At 50.6% G+C, this 21,301-nt stretch carries 19 protein-coding genes and 1 pseudogene; 1 reads left to right on the plus strand and 19 read right to left on the minus strand.

The features are described from left to right. Position 1: 1 nt before the first annotated feature. The 11 genes and pseudogenes from AN963_RS12230 to AN963_RS12275 all read right to left on the minus strand — a co-directional run bounded on the left by AN963_RS12230 (position 2) and on the right by AN963_RS12275 (position 14,266). A complete protein-coding gene (locus AN963_RS12230; RefSeq protein WP_407922553.1) occupies positions 2 to 1,432 on the minus strand; it encodes an aldehyde dehydrogenase family protein in 1,431 nt (476 codons plus the stop codon). Next, positions 1,432 to 1,569 (minus strand): hypothetical protein, encoded by a 138-nt coding sequence (locus tag AN963_RS31165; protein WP_161827277.1) that lies wholly within the window; start codon positions 1,567 to 1,569, stop codon positions 1,432 to 1,434. Before AN963_RS31165 ends, AN963_RS12230 begins: the two co-directional genes overlap by 1 nt. 318 nt (positions 1,570 to 1,887) lie before the next feature. Continuing rightward, positions 1,888 to 2,838: pseudogene (locus AN963_RS12235) on the minus strand (aspartate aminotransferase family protein); the annotation flags it as partial. A gap of 95 nt (positions 2,839 to 2,933) precedes the next feature. Continuing rightward, positions 2,934 to 3,671 (minus strand): PIG-L deacetylase family protein, encoded by a 738-nt coding sequence (locus tag AN963_RS12240; RefSeq protein ID WP_055744876.1) that lies wholly within the window; start codon positions 3,669 to 3,671, stop codon positions 2,934 to 2,936. Between the two features lie 13 nt (positions 3,672 to 3,684). After that, positions 3,685 to 4,692 carry an N-acetylglucosamine kinase gene (locus tag AN963_RS12245; protein ID WP_055744877.1) on the minus strand — a complete coding sequence of 336 codons (1,008 nt, stop codon included), beginning with the start codon at positions 4,690 to 4,692 and terminating at the stop codon, positions 3,685 to 3,687. Further along, a complete protein-coding gene (gene argH / locus AN963_RS12250; RefSeq protein WP_055744878.1) occupies positions 4,692 to 6,200 on the minus strand; it encodes an argininosuccinate lyase in 1,509 nt (502 codons plus the stop codon). Before argH ends, AN963_RS12245 begins: the two co-directional genes overlap by 1 nt. A gap of 109 nt (positions 6,201 to 6,309) precedes the next feature. Next, positions 6,310 to 8,841, minus strand: a complete 2,532-nt coding sequence (locus AN963_RS12255) for a PIG-L family deacetylase (protein ID WP_055744879.1) — start codon at positions 8,839 to 8,841, stop codon at positions 6,310 to 6,312. A 167-nt stretch (positions 8,842 to 9,008) separates the two neighbouring features. Continuing rightward, positions 9,009 to 10,685 (minus strand): ABC transporter permease, encoded by a 1,677-nt coding sequence (locus tag AN963_RS12260; RefSeq protein WP_407922554.1) that lies wholly within the window; start codon positions 10,683 to 10,685, stop codon positions 9,009 to 9,011. A 65-nt stretch (positions 10,686 to 10,750) separates the two neighbouring features. Further along, positions 10,751 to 11,827: an ABC transporter ATP-binding protein gene (locus tag AN963_RS12265; RefSeq protein WP_055744881.1), complete on the minus strand. Its 1,077-nt coding sequence runs from the start codon at positions 11,825 to 11,827 to the stop codon at positions 10,751 to 10,753. A gap of 92 nt (positions 11,828 to 11,919) precedes the next feature. Continuing rightward, complete coding sequence (locus tag AN963_RS12270) at positions 11,920 to 13,062, minus strand: extracellular solute-binding protein (protein ID WP_055744882.1); 1,143 nt, start codon at positions 13,060 to 13,062, stop codon at positions 11,920 to 11,922. Positions 13,063 to 13,084: 22 nt separating this feature from the next. Next, a complete protein-coding gene (locus tag AN963_RS12275) occupies positions 13,085 to 14,266 on the minus strand; it encodes an ROK family protein (RefSeq protein ID WP_055744883.1) in 1,182 nt (393 codons plus the stop codon). 304 nt (positions 14,267 to 14,570) lie between these two features. Between AN963_RS12275 and AN963_RS12280 the strand changes: the two genes are divergently transcribed. Further along, positions 14,571 to 15,272 (plus strand): glycosyltransferase, encoded by a 702-nt coding sequence (locus tag AN963_RS12280; protein WP_055744884.1) that lies wholly within the window; start codon positions 14,571 to 14,573, stop codon positions 15,270 to 15,272. Positions 15,273 to 15,372: 100 nt separating this feature from the next. Here the strand turns inward: AN963_RS12280 and AN963_RS12285 are convergent, their stop codons facing one another. The 8 genes from AN963_RS12285 to AN963_RS12315 form a co-directional block, all read right to left on the minus strand. Continuing rightward, positions 15,373 to 16,368, minus strand: coding sequence for an aromatic acid exporter family protein (locus AN963_RS12285; RefSeq protein ID WP_083496920.1), 996 nt, complete (start codon positions 16,366 to 16,368; stop codon positions 15,373 to 15,375). 157 nt (positions 16,369 to 16,525) lie between these two features. Then, positions 16,526 to 16,933 (minus strand): zinc ribbon domain-containing protein, encoded by a 408-nt coding sequence (locus AN963_RS12290; protein ID WP_201783750.1) that lies wholly within the window; start codon positions 16,931 to 16,933, stop codon positions 16,526 to 16,528. Between the two features lie 93 nt (positions 16,934 to 17,026). After that, complete coding sequence (locus AN963_RS12295) at positions 17,027 to 17,878, minus strand: polysaccharide deacetylase family protein (RefSeq protein WP_055744885.1); 852 nt, start codon at positions 17,876 to 17,878, stop codon at positions 17,027 to 17,029. A 53-nt stretch (positions 17,879 to 17,931) separates the two neighbouring features. Continuing rightward, positions 17,932 to 18,279: a VOC family protein gene (locus AN963_RS12300; RefSeq protein ID WP_055744886.1), complete on the minus strand. Its 348-nt coding sequence runs from the start codon at positions 18,277 to 18,279 to the stop codon at positions 17,932 to 17,934. Positions 18,280 to 18,436: 157 nt separating this feature from the next. After that, entirely contained in the window at positions 18,437 to 18,595 is a 159-nt protein-coding gene (locus AN963_RS31170; protein WP_161827278.1) for a hypothetical protein, read from the minus strand. A 124-nt stretch (positions 18,596 to 18,719) separates the two neighbouring features. Further along, a complete protein-coding gene (gene hemQ, locus AN963_RS12305) occupies positions 18,720 to 19,472 on the minus strand; it encodes a hydrogen peroxide-dependent heme synthase (protein ID WP_055744887.1) in 753 nt (250 codons plus the stop codon). A gap of 117 nt (positions 19,473 to 19,589) precedes the next feature. Next, the gene (gene nagB, locus AN963_RS12310) at positions 19,590 to 20,333 is read right to left on the minus strand and encodes a glucosamine-6-phosphate deaminase (RefSeq protein WP_055744888.1); all 744 of its coding nucleotides are present in this window, start codon (positions 20,331 to 20,333) and stop codon (positions 19,590 to 19,592) included. A 17-nt stretch (positions 20,334 to 20,350) separates the two neighbouring features. Further along, complete coding sequence (locus AN963_RS12315) at positions 20,351 to 21,244, minus strand: MurR/RpiR family transcriptional regulator (protein WP_055744889.1); 894 nt, start codon at positions 21,242 to 21,244, stop codon at positions 20,351 to 20,353. Positions 21,245 to 21,301: the final 57 nt, after the last annotated feature.

Genomic DNA, 21,301 nt, shown 5'->3' on the forward strand with positions numbered 1-21,301 from the left:
ATTAATTGCGGTTGAACACCACCAATTTCATCTCGGTCATTTCCTCAACCGCGTATTTCAGCCCTTCCCGCCCTGTCCCGCTTTCCTTCACGCCACCATACGGCATGTGATCCACCCGGAAGGTCGGGATATCGTTAATCATGACGCCTCCAACATGCAGCTTTTCTGCTGCCATGAGCGCCGTGTGGATATTGTCTGTGTATATACCTGCCTGCAGACCGTAGCGAGAATCGTTGACCAATGCTATGCCTTCCTCGACAGAGGCGATCTTGTTGATCAAGACGATCGGCGCAAACACCTCCTGGCAGGAAACTTTGAGAGCAGGGTCTACACCAAGCAAAACGGTTGGCAAAAGAACACGGCCTTCCGCCTTGCCTCCAGTGATGACTCTAGCTCCATTCTGTTTTGCCTCCTCGATCCATGCCAAGGTGCGGTCCACATCCGCCGGGGAAATCAGCGCGGACACATCTGTCTTCGGATCGAGTGGATCACCTACGACCAATCGATTGGTTGCTCCCATGAATGCCTTGGCAAATTCCTCATACACATCCTCATGCACGTAGACACGCTGTAAGGAAATGCATACCTGTCCCTGGAAGGCAAACGCGCCTTGCACACAGCGGGAGATGATCTTCTGAATATCGACTCCCTTGTCGATGATGACAGCGGCGTTGGAGCCTAGCTCCAGTGTGACCCGCTTCAGGCCAGCCTTGTTGCGGATGCCGATCCCTACCGCAGGACTTCCGGTAAACGTCACCATCTGGACCCGTTCATCTGTGACGATCTGATCGCCCACCACGCGACCGCTTCCGGTGACGACGTTCAAAGCACCTGATGGCAGGCCAGCTTCCTCTAACAGCTCCGCCAAAAAGTAGGCGGAAAGAGGAGTCTGAGCGGCAGGCTTCAATACGACTGTATTTCCGGCCGCAATCGCGGGTCCTACCTTGTGCGCTACTAGATTCATCGGGAAGTTGAATGGCGTGATCGCTCCTATGACACCAAGCGGTTCCCTTACCGTGTATGCCACGCGATTTTCCCCTCCTGGGGCTGCATCGAGCGGCAAGGTCTCCCCGTGAATCCGCTTTGCTTCCTCAGCTGCGAATTTGTAGGTCTGAATCGTCCGAGCTACCTCTCCCTTTGCCGTTGCAATCGGTTTGGCGGCCTCCAGCGCGATGATCTGAGCGGCTTCCTCCGCACGCGCCTCCATCAGCGCTGCGAGCTTTTCCAAAATCGCCGCACGCGCATGTGCCGGGAGCGATCTCATCTTGTCTCTAGCCTGTTCGGCTGCTTCGATGGCGGCATCTACTTCCTCAGCCGTTGCCACGGGTATTTCTGCAATTGCCTCCCCGCTATAAGGAGAGGTCAGTGTGACATATTGGCTTGCTTTTACCCATTCACCGTTGATAAACAAACTCTTTTTTTTCAATATGATCACCTTGTTTTTTCATATTTGGTGTCTCGTCCCAAGCTCAAAGCTTGCAAAGAGAGTGCCCTCACGCCGAATGGGCGCTCCATTGGCACCAGGATCATGGAGAGCAGGACGGCGATTAAAAACAGCTTGTTTTGCATGTTACCCACTCCTTGCCCCTTCCTACTGGCAGGCGTTTCGCCTTCGTTTATTCATTATTGCAAAAGTTATGCCAATATCGAATACAGAAGATTCCTGGTTCGTGGAGTGTACTTTCCTATGCATTTTTTCATCATCTATTCTTTTTTGCATAATTAGAAAACTCGCCTACGCCAAGCCTTTTGGCGGAGCCTTAGTTGCACTTATACTTTCATCTTTTATCGCTTCAGCGAAGGTCAACTTTCTGAAAGTACAAGAAAACAATAATCAGGAGCTGCCTACTAGCAACAGCTCCTGACTATTCTGCTATCCAGTTCCAGTTATGCGAATTCTGTGAACACCTCTTCGATGATATCCAGCGCTTCTGCCAGCTGCTCATCTGTGATGACAAGCGGAGAGAGAATACGGATCACGTTTTTGAAGATGCCGGCACTGAGTGTAACGACACCACGACGATTGCATTCTGCCACGATTTTGGCGGTCAGCTCGTCAGCGGGTGTCTTGCTCACCCGATCCTGTACGAGTTCGATGGCCACCATCGCTCCCAACCCGCGCACATCACCAATGACAGCCTGTTTTGCTTGCATCGTCGTAAATCGTGAAACGACCGTCTCACCGATCCGGTTAGCCTTTTCCAGAAGGTTTTCCTCTTCTATCATTTCAATCACTTTCAACGCAGCTACACATCCGAGCGGGCTTCCTCCATAGGTTCCACCGATTTGACCTGGCTCAGGTGCCTCCATGATCTCAGCCCGTCCAGTGACGGCACTGATCGGCAAGCCTGCTGCGATCGACTTGGACATGGTCATCAGATCAGGGACGACATCAAAGTGCTCCATCGCGAACAGCTTCCCCGTACGCCCAAAGCCGGTCTGGATTTCGTCAGCGATGAACAGGATGCCATGCTTTTCGCAAATGACCTTCACGCCCTGCACAAACGTCTTGGACGGAACGACGAATCCCCCTTCGCCTTGCACTGGCTCCATGATGATTGCTGCTACTTCTTCCGCCGCTACCTCCACGAGGAAAAATTCCTCCAGCTTTTTCAAGATTTCCTGATCCAATTCTTCTGGCGTCATGCCTTGTGGCGCACGGTAATAGTAAGGATACTGCATTTTGTATACATCCGGTGCAAATGGACCAAAACCGTATTTGTACGGTTTCACCTTGCTGGTCAATGACATCCCGAGGAGCGTGCGTCCATGGAATCCGCGCTCAAAGGAAATGATCGCCTTGCGTCCGGTATATTTACGTGCGATCTTGATCGCGTTAGCCTGCGGCATGCAAGCGTCTCTCTTTTCGTTACTCTTTATTGACTCGTTAATACGCTGACCAACCCTTCGATACCTGCTGCCTATTTTCTTTCTTACAACTCAATTACCGGAATCCCGTTTGATTCGGGCTCTGGCTCAATCGGCTTACCTCCTGAACGAACTAACGTGTAGTATTCATAGCAGCCAATGACGCCAAAATCGCCCTCGATCACACCGGGGTATGCTCGATTCACTGAATAGACCTGGCTCTGATGTGCCCGCAATGCTTCTCCCTTTTGCAATCGGAATCGAGTTATGTCCACCTTTCCCGTAATCGGTACAGCTGGCTTTGGTCCTTTGTCGGGACAGTGATCGTAGTAGTGTGGGATGGAGACGTAGTACAGGTCCGGATATTCGTCTGCGGACAATACTTGCTCTGCCTGCTCTACTGCCTGTGTCGTCGCCCGGCAGGTCACGATATGATCGGGATGTCCAGTCACTCCATCCGGTGGAAAGGTCACGACCACGTCCGGCTTCCAATCCACGATCGCCTCGTAAATCCGCCCCACCAATTCATCAAAGTCGGTCTTCACCAGTGAACCGTCCGGGTAGCGAAATAGATCCAACCGGCTGATTCCCAAAACCTCGGCAGCTTTGCCCAGCTCCTGTTCCCGATGGCGCGCCAGCTTTTCACGGCAATCGATCTCAAACGGTCCGGTGCGTCCACTGCAACCAGACGTCACACAGATCAGGCACGTCATCTGGCTAGCATCACTGCACTTCGCCAATGTGCCGCCGCAAGCAAATGATTCATCGTCAGGGTGGGGAAACACTACCATTACTTTTTTCATATCGGCACCTCTTTTACTGTCCGGATTGGCTGTCCAGATACGCCAATCCTTTTGCGATGACTCCGTAGATCGGATCGTTCTGAGCATTTTCGATGACCACCTGCGAGGCATAGCGGTTAATGTGCTCGACCACAATTTTCCTCACCCGGTCGTCATTTTGCAGAACGCCTCCCTGCAAAATCATCTGGAACGGCTTGTTTTTCATTTGCAGACTCTCTATCACAGCACGAGCTGCATGGAACAGCTCTTCCCCTGCGACCTGCAAGATTTGCAACGCCACAGGATCTCCTTGATCTGCTGCTTGGCTAACGAGAACCGACAGCTCGCCTACTTTGTCTACTGAATAAAGCGGGCCGTACGTCCAATTAAAAAGCTCATCTACACGCGCCAACCCGATGAAAGGAAGAAGCAACTCTTTCAGAACGGTAGCCTCGCCTCTTCCATCCTCTGCTTTTAGAACAGCAATGATCGCTTTCTTTCCGATCCAGTAGCCGCTACCTTCGTCTCCTACCCGATGGCCCCAGCCACCTGCGCGCGCAGTCTCTTGCGCTTCATTCACCCCGAATGCAATAGAACCCGTACCAGCGATAACCAGTATGCCTGGCTTGCCTCCAGTGGCACCAAGCAAGGCAGCAAAGCCATCGTTCTCAATGATTAAATGACGGACGCGAATGTTTAACTGTTGCAAAACGCGATGGACTATTTTCGTGATGACTTCGCGATCATGCTCCGTATCCAGGCCAGCGAGTCCAAAAACCGCACAGTCCACTTCCCACTCGACCGGTTCCTTCCCCTCATGACCGAGTAGCAACGTCAGCCCATTTCGAGAGAGGGCATCCTCCAACGATTGCAAAATGGCTTGCATCAGCTCGCGGGAAGCTGCTTCCTCCCCGATGCCTTGATAATTGCACGAGCCGGAACGTCCTGTGCCGACTTCCTGTCTGGATCGGTCCACCAGTACTGCCAAGCACTTGGTGCCCCCTCCGTCTACTGCGAGGAGAGGAATCCGCACAGCTGCCATTACCCCACACTCCAATCGGCTATTCTCTGATCCAACTCTTTCCACATTTGCTCACGGCCTTGTTTCTCCTGCGCCAGCCATGCCGCATCTGCTTGCAAAGTAGTGGTACGTTGCGCAATCATGCGTTTGATCTCGTCAGCGTTTGGACCCCCCGGCAGCTTGCGAATTTTCACAAAATGAACCGGATCCAGTGCAAGGCGCAGCTCTTCCGCTGTCATCACCAAATCTTTTCCGATGACTTCACGGGCAGCACGATTTACGAGCTCCAAACTGATTTCATCTGCCCGCATTCCCGCTGCCATCGCTTCTTTTACGACCCGACTTACGATGTGATGAGAATTGCGGAACGAGAGATGATCCGTACGTACGATGGTATCCGCGAGCTCTGTCACCGTAGCAAAGCTTCCCTTTGCCCGCTCCAACAGCCCCTCCTTGTTCACTTCCATCGTTCCCACGACGCAAGCCATCAAACGATACATCTGTTCGAGTACGGACATGCTCTTCCACACATACGGCTGCATGTCATCCTCGGTGTCTACGATGTCGCCAAACGGAGTGTTGTGCATCATGGTTAACACCGCTGCCGCATTCCCCGCACTGCTAGACAGAAGGGAGCGCATATGCTCGAATGAAACGGGATTACGTTTTTGCGGCATGATCGAGCTGATTTGAACATAGGGGCTTGCTACTTTCAGGACAGCAAATTCCTGTGTGCACCACAAGAGCATATCCTGAACGGTCCGCCCTAGGTTAATGGCAGCTAGCTGTACCGCCGTTGCTGCTTCGCCCAAGTAATCTGCGCCGCATACCGCATCATAGGAATTTTCCACCAATTCATCAAAACCGAGCAATTCTTTCATTCTCTCGCGGCTAATGGCAAAGCCGGACGTCGTCAAAGCTGCTGCCCCCATTGGACTGCGATTGCACGTCTGGTAAGCATTCTTCAGTCGCTGGATGTCACGACTGAGCAGGTCCACCGCTGCCATGATGTAATGAGCCATCGTTGTCGGCTGAGCCTGCTGCGTATGGGTATAACCAATCATCACGGTCTCCGCATGTTCTTGTGCAAAGAGGAGCAAATGCTCTTTCAGATAGAGGGCAGATCCCAGAGCCACCAGCAGTTTGTCTCGCAGCACCATGCGGTAAATAGCGATCCCCATGTCATTGCGGCTACGTGCCAGATGCAGATTGCCCGCCACGTCCGGGGCCAACTCCAACAAACGGCTCTCTACCTGAAAGAACAAATCTTCAAACTGCCCGGTATAAGCGGAGCGGCGCAGCTCTTCCATTTCAATTCCGACGAGGGAGCGAGCGATCGCCTTCGTTTCTTCTTCTGTAAGTAACTCCTGTTCACGCAGCATGATCAAGTGCGCCTTGTTGATGGCCATCATCGGCCCTAGGAGATGATTTTTTGCTTCGTTAAAAGCAGGCTCAAGGACTGCTTCCACATAGGTTTTTCCCGGGAAGCGTTCTCCCTCCTGCTGAAAAATGCGCTCTCTGTATTCCATCGACTTGCATCTCCTTTTCTACCCATTCGTTTGCTATTTCTCTGATTGCCAAGCCCACGAAGGGAAAGAGGTGTCATTGCTACCTCTCTCCCCCGTGGAAGGAATACCCTTACTGGTGGAGACTGACCATGTTGACAAACAATCGAATTGCTCCTGGAACCAGAGCAGGAATCTCACGGTACCAGACAAGGGAGCTGTAGGTGTACGTTCCTTTGCCGTACTTGGCCGAAAGGAATGTACCGGTAAACTCTTTCTCGCCTGCGTCGCCATTGGAAATCAGCTCGGTGTACTCCTTGCCCCACTGTGCTGGGTTGTAAGCAGAACGGTCTTGAATCCAGTTGTTCCAGTCTTGATCGGTAATCTTGTTTGGTGAGTTGAACAGCGGATGATCAGGAGTAAGCATCGTCACCTTGGAATTCTCATCGGTTACGCGCCACTGGATCAATGGTTCCCCGATCTTGATCGGATACGGAGCCAGCTCAGGCTTCCACTTGTCTTCTGGCTTATGGTATTGCACCACCAGATTGCCGCCATTTTCCACGTATTTCAGTAAGCGTGCGTTGCTCGGGATCAGCTCTGGACGGAATCCGTATGCGCGAATACCGAGTACAATTGTGTTGTATTGGCTAAGATCGCCTGACTCAATATCTTTTGCCGTCAGATTCGTTACTTGTACGCCCAACTGCTGCAAGTATTGATCAATGTTATCAAAGCCACTAGAAACGTAACCGACCTTTAGACCTTCTGGTACTTGCAGGTCAAATGCCTGAATCGACAATTCTGCTGGTTGAACGAAATAAGTAGTGCCAATGTGTGCGTAACGGATGACCTGCGCTCCGTGTTTGCTTTCTGTTCCACCGCTGGATGCGACGGCTGTTACCTTGTACGAATCCGGTTTGACTGAAGATGCAGCTTTTACTGTGAAAGCAACCGATTTGGTTTCCCCTTTTGCAGCGAAATCAAGCGGCGTTGCTTTCGGCTCCACAGTCCACCCTTTCGGCACGTCGAGGGAAATATTCGCCTGTGTAGCACCGGGGTTGTAGTTTTTCACAGTAACCTTGACCGGGATTGGCTCTTGTGGCTTCAGGGTGTTCAGCACGGTAGCATTCGGGCTGAGTGTCAACGCAAATGCTGGCAGTACCGCGATGGCATCAGTCGGTACAGCATGGCTGGTAGCTGTTGCCCCCGAGAAGCTGTAGGAGACATCCGCGGTGAGCGAAGGCGCTGCATACGGTTGGAATAGAGCAGCATCTGCTGGTACCGATACGTTGTAGGTCGTTTTTACGGTCTGATTGTAGCTCAACTGGTTAAAGCTAGTCGTCCCTTGTGGCGTCGCCTTCCAGCCTTTTGGCACGTTCAGCTTCAGGTCCACTTTCCCTAGCTTGACCTGACCACCGTTGTAAGCCGTGACCGTCACCTTTGTGGTCTGCCCAGCGACTAACTCGCCTGTCTCCGGCTTTACTTTCGTCACGAGCGACAGCGATTCTGTACTCGCTTTGTTCAGCTGTGCCGCTTTGACACCCAGACGATGAAGCAGGTCTGTTTTGGTATCCGCCGACAGCTTGGAAGCCTGCACATCCGCAGTCGCTTTTTCGACGTCCGCGATCATGTCGTGTACTTCTTTTGCCACGGTGCCAAAGCGCGGATATGCCGCGATGACTTCATCGGCATCCTTTTGTAGCTTTTGCAGGTCACTGGCGACTTTGTCCCCACCGGACTGACTTGCTACATCCTTGGCGAGATCGGTAAACGTATAAGCGACGCCATCAAAAAAGTCCGTTTCCTTGCTTTTGCCCTTCACGACAGACTGATCGAGCTTGTAGTAACTAAAGCTCGGCCCTTCGTCGTAGAGACGTCCCATCCCTTGGCTCTTGTGCATAAACCGGGATTCCTCACCTAGCTGCACATACGATGCGCCATAGACTTCATCGTAGGCTCCGACGGGAACGCTCACTGTATAATCATTTTCTTTGGCAGGCAGATACAGCTTCTTCACCTGCCATGGCGTCAAGCCTTCCTTTAATTGCTCAGGGAAGACTGTCGGGTCAGCAGCATCTTTGTAAGCCCGAACCGTGATGACATTGATCGCTCGGTGATGGCCATGTGTAGACGGCTCATTCAGAAATGCGGGAATCACCACATCTGGCCGCAGGGTGCGGATTTTGCGTATCAACCGCTCGTACGCGACTTCCTCGCCCCATTTTTCCAGAGTCTCATCTGGGCTCTTGGAAAAACCGAAGTCGAAGATTGGGTCGTTGATCTTCTCGCTGAGATTCTCCAGATGAATGTTCGTGATTTTGGAAGCCTCCTGCAATTCGCGTGTGCGGATGATGCCCAACGCGTTGCCCAGCTCGCTGCCGATCTCGTTTTGGCCACCTTCGCCACGATTGGCAATGATACTGGACGTGTCCACACCTCTTCCCAACGACAGATAAGCGAGCGTCGAGCTGTGCTCGTCATCTGGATGGGCACCGGTATTCATGGCACTGGCGATGGTAGTCAGCGGTTTGATCGCTTTCCACAGATCGACTACGCCCCGGTCAGCATGGGCAGTCTGGGGCGCTACAGGCAAGATCAGACTACCTACGAGCGCCGCCGCTGTCGTGAGAGTGTACAGCTTGGCAAGTTTCCCCTTTCTCAATGAACGTTCCTCCATTCCCTACTCAGATTGATGTCTATATCAATCACGGCATCTCCTAGTAGTATCTCCTGGTGCCGCCATGGATTGACCCACGGAAGATTAGCGGAGTAAGAAAACCCCTATCGAGGTTTGCTCTTCGTTGAGCGAACGATGGCCATAGCCCATGGCTACATTGTGGCTCCAGCCTTGTCGCCACCCAGCTTTCTGGAAATGAACAGCACAATGATGATGACAATAATCTGCAACACACCGTAAGCACACGCAGTTCCGAACTCAAAATTGTACATCCTTTGGAACACAGCTACAGACAAAGGAGTCGTCCGAGGTGTAAAGATCAGGATCGATGCGACGAACTCACCAATACACTGGACAAAAGCCAGCAGCGTCCCCGCCAAGATACCTCCTAAAGCCATCGGGAAGACCACTCTCCGGAAGCTGTACCACCAAGAAGCTCCCAAGTTGCGCGCTGCTTCCTCAACTGACGGGTCCATTTGCATCAGCGTCGCCGAGGTGGAACGGAACACAAGCGGCAGATGTCGGACGAAGTAAGCCAACGGGATGATCCAGAACGTCCCGATCAGTACCTGTCCAAAGCTGAAGGCAGTTGGTTGGCTGAAAGCCGCAATCAGGTTGACCGCAACGACAGTACCTGGCAATGCCCATGGCAGCATGATCAGTACGTCCAACAGCGTCTTGCCACGAAACTTCAAGCGAACCATAGAATAGGCAGCCGCGATACCGAACAGGACGATACCGACGCAAGCGATAGCAGAAAGCTGCAAGCTGTTCACAATCGGTCGCCAGGTCTTGCTATCTGTAAACAGATCGAGATAATGATCGAACGTGTATTGAGGAGGCAATATTTGCACCGTCCAGGTACCGTCTACCGAGAAAGAAATCAGTACCAACACGAGAATTGGCAGCATCAGGATGATAGTACCGATAAAAGACAGCACCATCGCTATGTAACGGACCGCTTTGCTCTTGATCTCCGTACGGTGCACGCTAACCCCTTTGCTCAGGTTCTGATAGTTGCGCACGCCTTGGTACCAACGCATGATCAGGAGAAAGAGTACCGAGACAATCGACAGGATCGTGGACTGCGTCGCCGCCATGTCCAAATCCCCATTGGTTCGAGAAAGGTAGATCTGCATCGTCATCGTTCGGTCGATACCAAAGATGAGCGGTGCTGTGTAAGATGCCATAGAGACCATGAAGACTAAGAGAGAGGACGCGACCATCGCTGGCGTCAGCATCGGCAAAATAATACGTCGCCAGATGGTAAAGCGATTCGCTCCGAGACTTGCTGCCGCTTCTTCCAGAGATGGATCAAGTCCTTTGATAGCAGCAGTCGCTGTCATAAAAAAGTAGGTGTACATCGTAAACGTATGAACGACTACGACACCCCAAAATCCTTTTAACGGAAACGGCACGGTCGCCAGCCCCAAGAGTTCCTTGATCGCACGTGGGAAAATTCCGCTTTCCCCATACAAGAAGGTAAAGGACAGCACACCGATCAATGGTGGCAATGCCATCGGCACTAGGGCGAGAACAGACAAGATCTTTCTGCCCGGGAATTCATAGCGCTCCAGCAAAAACGCCATCGTCACCCCTACGATGCCGCATGAGATGACACTCAAGACGGAGATGTAAATACTCGTCCATAGCGCCTCTAGATTGGCCGTATGCTCCAGACTAAAGAAGCGCGCGTAGTTCTTCCACGTAATGACTTCATCGACTTTGATACTAGCAACGAATGTTTCAAACAGCGGATAGATGACATAGGCCAGCAAAATCAAAAAGAGTGGCGAAATAAGTACGTAGACGAAGGAAGGTGAAGCCATGATGGACTTGCGTCTGGTCGCTACTGGCACTTGTTGTAAATCTGCTTTCAATCGCTTCTCCCTCCTTATCCAGCAAAGTAAATGCTCTCTTTCGGTATGTACAGCCCGATCGTATCTCCGCGCTGCTTGACTTGTCTTCCCAAATTGATGGACATGCTGCGCAGCTGCTCATCGCCTACTTGGGTCACGTAGTTAACGCACGCTCCCGTAAATTCAGCAAGCACGACAGAGCCTGTGACGATATTCGCCCCACCTGCTCCTGTACTCTCTTGCACCGATTCTGGTCGGATGGACAGCGTCACCTTTTCCCCTGTCCCCAGTTTTGCTTGTGGCGATGCATTTTGTTTGAGACCACTCAATACGTGTCCCGATGCGACCTTTACTTGTACCTCGTCCCCTTCGATGCCAACCACCGTACCTTCCCACAGGTTGGTCTCGCCGATAAAGGAGGCGACAAAACGGTTGACGGGGCGATGATAGATTTCGTGTGGTGTGCCAATCTGCTGTACTTCACCGCTCTGCATGACCATGATCCGGTCTGACATTGACATGGCTTCTGCCTGATCATGCGTGACGTAGATAGTGGTAATCCCCAGCTCCAATTGGAGTCTCTTGATTTCAAAACGAGTCTCTTCCCGCAACTTTGCGTCCAGATTGGACAGCGGCTCATCCAACAGCAGAATCTGCGGCTCGATGACCAGCGCCCGCGCCAACGCCACCCGTTGCTGTTGCCCACCTGAGAGTTGATCGATTCTACGATCGCCATACCCTTCCAGTCTGACCAGCTTCATCATGCGCTCCACGCGTTCCTTGGTGTCTGCCTTGGAAATTTTGCGTACCTGCAGTCCAAAGGCGATGTTTTCAAAAACAGTCATGTGCGGAAACAACGCGTAGTTTTGAAAAACCATCCCGGTATTTCGTTTATGCGGTGGCACCGAAGTAACCTCATGACTACCAAAACGAATCTGTCCAGCTGACGGATAGTAGAATCCCGCGATCATCCGCAGGGTCGTTGTTTTCCCACAACCGCTGGGCCCAAGAAAGGTGAAGAACTCACCCGACTCGATATGGATGTGAACATCTTCGACCCCTTTTGCATTGCCAAAGCGTTTATGAACGTGCTCCAGTGTTACGCTGCTCATCCGATTTTGTGTCCTCCTTCGTGGCGAGTCGTGGCAGGCGAGGTATAAGTGACTAGACGGAAAGGAACACTCCTTCCCGTCTAGCTAGATCATTACTTCTTGCCTTTGCCCTTGATGTTTTCATCCCAATGCTGCATCCATTCTTTTTCCTTCGCAGCCATGACTCCCCAGTCGAGATCAAGTGGCTTCAGCTCCAGATTTTTCATGAAATCTGGCAAGTCGTCCTTGCTGATGTCGGTGCGCGCTGGGAATTGGAAGCGTTCCTTAGCCAATTGAGACGCAATTTCTGGGCTCATCAGGAATTCCATGAAGTTTTTCGCAGCATCCATGTTTTTCGCACCTTTTACGACAGCGACACCGTCGACGAGGATTGGTGCCCCGCTCTTTGGATAAACGAAATCATACGGATGGTTGTTCTTTTTGCCTTGAAGCAGGACGTCTTGCAGGTTCCACAAGGAGATGACGCCTTCCTGACGGTCCAGCTTGAGGTAGAGATTGGTCGGGTCTTGCGTGTATTCCTTGGTGTTGGCATCCAGCTTCGTGAGCCAGTCATAGCCTTTTTCCGGTGTGTCCGCACCTTGGCGGTAGATCATAGCAGAATAAATGGTACGCATCGTTCCAGAAGGCAGAACGTTACGGATTACGATTTTGTCCTTGTACTTGGGATCCAGCAATTCGTCCCAATCTTGTGGTACTTCTTCTGGTTTCAGCGCTTGAGAGTTATACATGATGACCTCTGGCAACAGCATTTCACCGTACCAACGATCTTGTGGATCTTTGTAAAGATCTGGGACCTTGTCAGCAAACGTCGGCTTGTACGGCTCCAGAAGACCTTCGTCAGCAGCAGTACTCAGAGCGGATTGTGTACCGCCCCACCAGAAGTCAGCTTGTGGGTTGGCTTTCTCAGCACGTACACGCTCCAAAATTTGTTGGGCACCCATCTCCAGTGTTTCCACTTCGATATTGGGATACTTTTCTTTAAATTTCGGCAGTACGACTTCAAAAATGTTTTTGTCACGCCCTGTGTAGATGACCAATTTTTGCGGATCACCTGATGCAGCCGGTGTCGCTGCTGGTTGTGTCGATGGTTGTGCCGAGCCTTGACCCCCTGCATTGTTGTTATCCGCAGGCTTTGCTTCCTGACCTCCGCCGGAGCATGCCGCTACGGTCAGTGCCAAGGAACCAGCGAACATTCCCTGCATCCATTTTTTCAGCTTGCTGTTGGACTTTCTCAAAATTACTCCCCCTCTTTTTTTCTTACTCTTTGTCCAGCAGTTTTGTGGACGGAAACGCTTCCAGAACGCTGTGCACAGCGCCGATTAACCCCGCCTGTTCACCAAGGCTCGCCTTTTCGAGACAAGGAACCTCAGGCACCCACTCGGTCAGCCAATCGTGAATCCGCTTCACCCCTTCTTCGTCGACATGGACCATCTCCCCACTCAGGATCAAAAGCTCCGGGTTCAATACGCTGATGATGTTTGCCATTCCGTACGCCCAGTGCCGGTACACCTCTTCTAGCAATTGCTGTGCATCGGCGTTCTGCAGCCGCGCGTGGCGGATGAGCTCTTTTATGACACTCGACCCCTCCTGAAGGTCAGAGAGTAATCCCTTTGCATGTTGGACAATTCCCGGGACGGAATAATGGGTCTCAAATACTCCTGCTGCTCGTTTCGTGCGGTTATGTACGGGTCCGATCATCATAAAGCCGATCTCACCAGCCGCTTCTCTGCTCCCCCGGTAAAATTGACCATCCAAAATGATGCCGGATCCAATCCCAGTTCCCACGTACATGTAGACGACATTGCTATGTCCGACGCCTACTCCACGTACGTATTCGCCCAGTGTCATCATATTCACGTCATTGTCGATGATGACGGGCAACCCCAGACGCGCTTGGATCGTATGCTGAATCGGCGAACCCATCCACCCTGTACTGGGCGAAAAACTGACGGTCCCGCTATTGCGCTGGGTCACACCCTGCACGCCTACACCCATGCCTAGCAATCTGTCACGCGATATACCACTCTGGAAAAGCAGCCGCTCCAGACCCGCAGCCAAATCCTCGATGACGGTCTCTCCATTTTCCGGCTGAGCCAATCGCTTGCTGTAGCGTGCTAGAAACTCACCCTTCAGATCAGCAATCGCCATTTCCAGCGTGGAGCCATCAAAGATTGCCCCAGCGATCGCGTAGGCCTGGTAATTGTACTCCAGCAAGATTGGTTTTCGCCCACCTTTGGAGTCCCCCATCCCTACTTCGTACAGCAACCCTTCCTGGATCATTTCGTCGACAAGCGAGGAAACGCATGGACGACTGAGCTGTGTTTGCTTGGAGATGTCGGCGCGGGAAATCTGACCGTGTAGGATGACCTGCTGCAAAACTTCTTCTTTGTTCAGGTTTTTTACCCGTTTGCTGTTGCCCGTTTTTTTTGGAACACGCACGCCTCGTCACTCACCACCATGCAGTTAGTTAAGTTTACTAACAAAGTTATCCAAATTATACCTGCCTACTTTTGAATAGTCAAACTATTTACGCGTGTCTGAATTGGGAAAGTAGGTTGATACTGGATAAAAACCTAGTCTATAGCTATTTTACTTCGAATTTTCCCATACGAAATAAGCGCATTTCCTTTTCGACGGTGAGATGTGCTTGGTACGTTGTTGTATTCCTCCATTCCGCTTTTGTGTAACTCTCTCTCTCGTGCGTTTGCATACGATGAAGGACACGGGGTCGAGGAGGGTCAGAATGCCTACATCAGGATTTTCGATCATTACGTGCACCAATCGTCCGAGCTTTATACACAATATCTTTCGCAATTACAAAAGACAAACAGGGGTCAAAAAGGAACTAATACTCGTTCTAAATAATGACTCTATGAGCAAAAAGCATTACAAAAAGTACGCCAAGCATTATCCAAATGTTCGAGTCTATCAACTTCCCGCGCGCACATCTTTGGGGGCTTGTTTGAACTTTGCCGTTAAAAAAGCCCGCCATTCAGTCATCGCGAAATTTGATGACGACGACTACTACTCCCCTCTCTATGCAAGAGATGCTTTACGCACGTTGGCCAAATCCAAAGCACCTGTCGTGGGAAAAAGTACGTTTTTCATGTACTTTCAAGGATTACGTCTGCTGATCCTTCGCCATCCCCATCGAGACAACAAAACAGCGCGCATCTTTCCCGGAGGTACCCTCTGTTTTCGTAAAAGTGTATTCAAGAAGGTCAAGTTTCCTCATCGCTCCCTGGGCGAAGATGGCGGCTTCATTTGGAGATGCAAAAAAAAGGGGATACGCGTTTATTCGGGAAGCCGTTATCACTACTGTTACGTTCGTCGGGAGAATCGACATAGTCATACTTGGAAAACGACTCGTTCAAAACTGCTGTCTCAGAAACACAGACGTATCGCCTATACAAGTGATTTTCGAAAATGGATAACAAAAAGATGAATGATGGTTAGCATGTGCTCTGTTGCGCGCAAGCAAAAAAGCGGCTGCCTCCACTAGGCAACCGCTTTTTCTTCATCGAATATGTACCGCTCCATTTTCCTCATTCCGCGAGGGCTTGTCCTGTTTTCTCGTCACTGTTTTTGCCCAGCTCGTGTTTGATGAACAAGTACCGCTCGATCTCACGTAGCAGGATGAACAAAGAAGCACGTGTCTCGAATTCCTCCCGCGAAGTCGGCAAGCCGGTCTCTTTGATCTCATGGCGCATCACCCGCAGCTGGTCCAAAAAACGGTAGGCCGTGTTCCCCGGATGCACCGAGTCACTGAGCCGTTCCAAAAAGTCGGCTATCTGGTGGCCTTGAGGTACTTGTGTGTCCAAGGTAGATACGATCGGCATCATTCGCTCCAGCAATTCAAACTGCTTGTCACGCATAACAAAATACTGGTGGTACGGATCTTCATCCCGTTTGCCCAACCGATTGTCCACGGAACGTGACGCGAGCTGGACCGCTTTGTCGAGCAGCCCGGGAGTCTCAATCATTTCCCGACCGTCCCATTCACTCTCTCCATGTCGCAAATAGTACGAAAACTCTTTGAGGATTCTAACAAAGTTCTTTTCTACCTGACCTTGCATGGTTTTCAGTTCTTTATCCAGACTCGGCATGTACAGGTTGACGATCAACGCTACCCCTACACCGATCAAGAGCAATGCCAACTCATTGGCAATCAGCGCCGCATCCATTCGCTGTGACGAGTAGAGGTGCATCATGACGACCATGCTGCTGATAAAGCCTTCCTGAATGCCAAAGCGCACCGCTAACGGTAAAAAAATAAGAATGGCAAGCATAATCGCAAGCGGTGAATAACCGAGCAACGCGAACAACGCCATTCCGATCCCAAGTCCCAGCAGGCTGGCCAGAATTCGGTTGCCAACAGTGCGAAACGACTGCTTGACCGTCACCTGAATACACAAGATCGTGATGATCCCTGCAGAAGCTGGAAACATCAGATCAAATTGCTGAGCGAGCAAGATGGATACAGCTGTTCCAATGGCCGTTTTCAGCGTGCGGTATCCGATTTTTAATGATAGAAATCTCAGTCCTGCTCCCCTCCATGCTAGTAAAGTATGTTTTCCACTCTGTTCTCCCTTTCACTGTACCAAAAAGTACTAAGGAACCAAAGTAAAGACTTTGTTACACAAAGAAAAAAGCGGTCCTCCCCAAGAGGCAACCGCTTTTTTCTTTGGACTCAATCACTTACAGCTTTTTGCCACACTTCGGACAATATTGAAAGCCCGATTTTACCCCTTCCCCACAATACGGACAAAACGCTTTTGGAGACGAATCCTCCTGACTTTCCACGGCTCTCATCGCTTCTTGACCAAATCGTAGATTGAGAGGATCGCTTTCCTCTCGCGAATCGGTTATATCAAACAAGGACATTCTCTGTTTGGACGTCGCGTTCTTGTAATGGTAGATAGCTTGAAAGATTCCAATCGCGACAAAGAGGATCCCAAAGGCCGGGAAGAACAATCCGATCGGGAATGGAGCGTCTCGCGTAATCGTGAACGCCATAATCGTCCAGAAGATGCCGAACACAGAGATTGCTAGACTCCCTGCAGCGCCCATGGCGGATGGTCCACGACCTGGTTTTATGCTTTTCAAAATAACACCTCCCCTTCCCCATACTATCTGAAAAGTGGGAAAGTCTCAAATCGTCTAGCTCATTTCCAAGTAAAATCGGGAGGATGTTACTTTTTATTTGTACTGTCCCGTTACAATTTCCGTGAATGCTTTCATGGTGGTTGACCGGTAAATGGAAAAACGAGGGATTCGATACACGTCAAGCGTCTGTCGAGCATAGGCTCGGTTGGTTGTAAATGCCATTTCGTACCCCGTTTCTCGCAATAGACGAACCACTCTCGAATTATACATGCCGTAAGGATACGCAAAGAAACGAGCGTGTACCATTTGCTTGGAACGAAGGAGGTCGTTTTTCACATCTTGTTCGGGCATGGCGATCAAATAGGGAGCCGCGTCTTTCTTTTTGTGCATGTTGTCGGTGTGACTTTGAAAAGAGAACACATCTCGTACTTGTTGCATCTCTGCGAAGCTCACCATCGTAAGCTTGTTTGCGTTGAAAGGCTGAGGAGATGTAGGGAGCATGTGTGTAATCACGAACATCGTTGCCTCGTAGCCGTATTTTTGTAAGATTGGATAGGCATAGATCAAATTGCTTTTGTACCCATCGTCAAATGTGATGACGACGCTTCTTGGAGGAACCTTCTTTTGTCCCTTGATAAAAGCTTGCAGCTCATCTAAAGAGAGAACATGGTAGTCGTTATCGTGCAAGTATTTCATTTGTTTCTCAAACATTTCGACGGAAAGAACGGCTTCGTCCGTTTTATAAGATAGATTCAAAGATTCAGGCAGAAGGTGGTGATAGGTTAGGATCGCAATTTGTTGTTTGTATGGAGGCGATTGCGCGAGCGAGACAGGAAATGGTAAAGCATGCAAGGAGACCAATAAGAACAAGCTTGAAAAGAAAAGGGAAAGTGATTGTTTGCTAACGCTTTTCCATTTAAGTAGATTTCCCCAAGTTGTGATCATTCTTTTCTTCATTCCTTTTCTTTGTACATCATCGTAGACCTAATTATGATTCATTAGTGAGCAAGTATGTTTACAAGCTTTCCAAATGGGTCACGAACATAGAAACGTCGTACGCCCCAAGGTTCATCTACTGGCCCATATTCGATGGGGAAACCTGCTTGCTTCACGCGTTCTAGCGCCGTATCTATATCATCCACTTCGACCGATAGATCAGGTGTAGGAGAGTCGGATCCTCCCTGTGAAGCAAAGCTGATTTGAACGCTCATCTCTTCGTTTGACCCGTACGTGGCGATCCAGCCATGATCCATGACGACATCCAGGCCGAGCACGTCCTGATAAAAGCTTTTCGCTGCCGCGATATTCTGGGTATCGATGTTGGTGACGATTCGGTTGACTTTCATTTTGCGCCTCCTTGGTCACCAATGTAGCGATTTACGAGCAAAACCTGATCGTTCTCCAGGCCAAATATGGGATCATAATAGGTAAGCAGCAACCGCTTCTTTTCTTGTTCCACTTTCCTAGCTACTGCGGGATCAATGATCCCTACTCCAGACTGATTTACGCGAAGTTGTTTACTATTCCCATAGCTGCCCAGGTATTCAGCTTCGCCCGTCTTGGGGTTTCACCACTACTGCTCTGTAGAACAAGAGCCGATGACATCAGGATTACAGCGGAAAGGTTTATTGCCGTTTTTTTGAATTTTTGTTTTCTATTCATGCAAGGGACTCCTCCCCTCCACTTGGACACCTCACCCATTTTACCATTCATTTGGAAAAAAATAGACAAAAAAGACCTGCCCTAGCGATTTTTCGCAGGCAGATCCTTTTTACCACTCTATGAATTACACTTCGAGCATTTTTCCAAACGACTCGACATTCAGCACGTTCCCCACGAGGAAGTTGCCGAATTCACCGAAGCGCGCACTTACTTCGTCAAAGCGCATTTCATACACGATGTGTTTGAATTCCAGAGGATCATTGGCGAACAGGGTAACGCCCCACTCCCAATCGTCGAAACCGACGGAGCCGCCGATAATTTGCTTCACTTTCCCTGCATATTTACGGCCGATCATTCCGTGGGAGCGCATCATTTCTTGACGCTCTTGCATGGTCAGCATGTACCAGTTGTCTTGCAGATCACGTTTTTTGTTCATTGGATAGAAGCAGATGTGCTCCCATTTCGGCAAGATTGGATACAGACGATCACGTACATGCGGATTCGCCTTTGGATCTTCACCTGGGTTGTTGACGTAGTTGCTCAGCTCTACGACAGACACATAGGAATACGGCGCTTCTGTATATGTAGCAAAACGGGTCTTGTTGAACGCCGTTTTGATCTCATCCAGCTCTTGCATGGTTGGACGCAGGAACATGAACACCAGGTCAGCCTTGTGGCCCAGGATGGAATACACGGCTGTGCTGCCTTGCTGTTCCGCTTCGTTTGCTTCCCACGTACGAATCAGAGCATTCAGCTCGTCCAACGCAGCTTGACGCTCTTGTTCGGATGCTGCTCTCCATTTTTCCCAGTTGATCGTGCGGAAATTATGATACGTATACCAACCTTCCAATGTAAGCAACGCTTCGTTTGCGCTCACCCAAAATCAGCTCCTTTGAAATATCTGGTTATCCCGACTGCAACATTCCCAGTATAGCATAAGGGACTGGCTGATATTCGGAACAGATTGGTGAACAAGCGTTCTTTTCCTGACGAGTCAGTTTCGTGTTTTCGCAGACAGGGCAGAGGCAGCCTCTTCGTCTACGATCACAGTCACGTTCGGGTGCTGCTGTAGCAAGGATGCCGGTACGTCCGGGGTCATTTCCCCTTCGAGCATGCTGTGCACTGCCTCTGCCTTGGCTTTCCCGCTGGCAAGCAAAATAATCTTCTTCGCCCCGAGGATCGTCTGGATTCCCATGGAGACCGCCTGAGTAGGTACTTCTTCGATCTTGTGGAAATAGCGTGCGTTGGCTTGGATGGTGCTCTCAGTCAGCTGGACGACACGCGTAGTCGTCTCTTTCGTTGAGCCTGGCTCATTGAAGCCGATATGTCCGTTGTTTCCGATCCCCAGAACCTGAATGTCAATGCCTCCAGAAGCGGCGATTGCCTGCTCGTAGCGCTTGCATTCTGCGCCCAGATCGGCTGCGTCCCCACGAGGAATATTGGTTTTGTCAGTTGGAAGATTGATGTGAGTGAACAAGTTGTCTTCCATGTACGTACGGTAGCTTTGCGGATGATGGCCTGGCAAACCAACATACTCATCCAGATTAAAGCTGGTCGCCTGAGAAAAATCGATGCCCTCCTCCTTGTGAAGCGCAATCAGCTCCTGATACATCCCAACCGGAGTTCCCCCTGTAGCTAATCCCAATATCGTAGATGGATGGCGTGTTACCTCTTCAGCGATCAACCGTGCAGCCTGTTTACTTAGGTCTTCATAATCTTTTGCGATGACAAGCTTCATAAATCGTTTCACTCCTGTTAATATTTTCGCTCAAGGACAGCTTTGGCCGTCCGTTCCTTGTACATTAAAGCTTTCTCTTTGTTTTGCATCGTCAAGGCCGTGCAGACGACATCGAGTACATGCAGCTGAGCCATTTTGGCTGCCAGTGATCCTCCCTGCAAAGGTCCTTCCTGGGCAGCTGTCAAGAGCGTAATGTCCGCGACGTTCGTAATCGGCGATCTGCGGTAATGCGTAATGCAAATGACGGTTGCACCCGCCTCTTTTGCCACCTTTAACGAGTCGATGGTGTCCTTGGTGCTCCCTGAAACGGACAAGCCCACCGCCACGTCACCAGGGCCGAGCGTAGCCGCTGCCATTGCCTGCAGGTGAGACTCGGTAAAGGCATCCACCCGAAGGCCAATTCGCAAGCACGTATACTTGGCATCCTGAGCTGTGACTGCAGAAGTGCCTACTCCGTAAAAATGAATCGTGCCTGCCGTACGCAGCAGCTCTACGCAACGCTCCAACTGTTCCATTTCAAACAAAGCACTTGTATCTTCAATGGCCTGGCGGTTCGTCGCCGTAACCTTTTGCATAATGATGCCCAACGAATCGTCCTCGCCTACCTCTCCGTGCAAGTTTTTCACGGGATTCACGAGTTCCTGTGCCAGAGCCAGCTTGAATTCCTGATAGCCGCGAAAGCCGATTTTCCGGCAAAACCGCAAGACCGTCGTCTCGCCCACTTCTGCCTTTTCTGCCAAATCGATGACAGAGGAGTAAATGACACCCTCCGTCTGAGTCAGTACGATCTGCGCTACCTTTTGCTCTGACTTTGTAAAGGAAGGCTGCAAACTCTGAATCTGCAGCAAGGTATTTGTTTTGACAGTTCCTGCAGATAATGCCTCTATCCCGTCTTCCTGTCGTCCGGACATGGAGATCTCTCCTTCTGGTCTAAAAGCTTCTCGCCTGTTCTTCCGCCATTATACGTA

This window comes from Brevibacillus choshinensis (assembly GCF_001420695.1).
Classification (GTDB): domain Bacteria; phylum Bacillota; class Bacilli; order Brevibacillales; family Brevibacillaceae; genus Brevibacillus; species Brevibacillus choshinensis.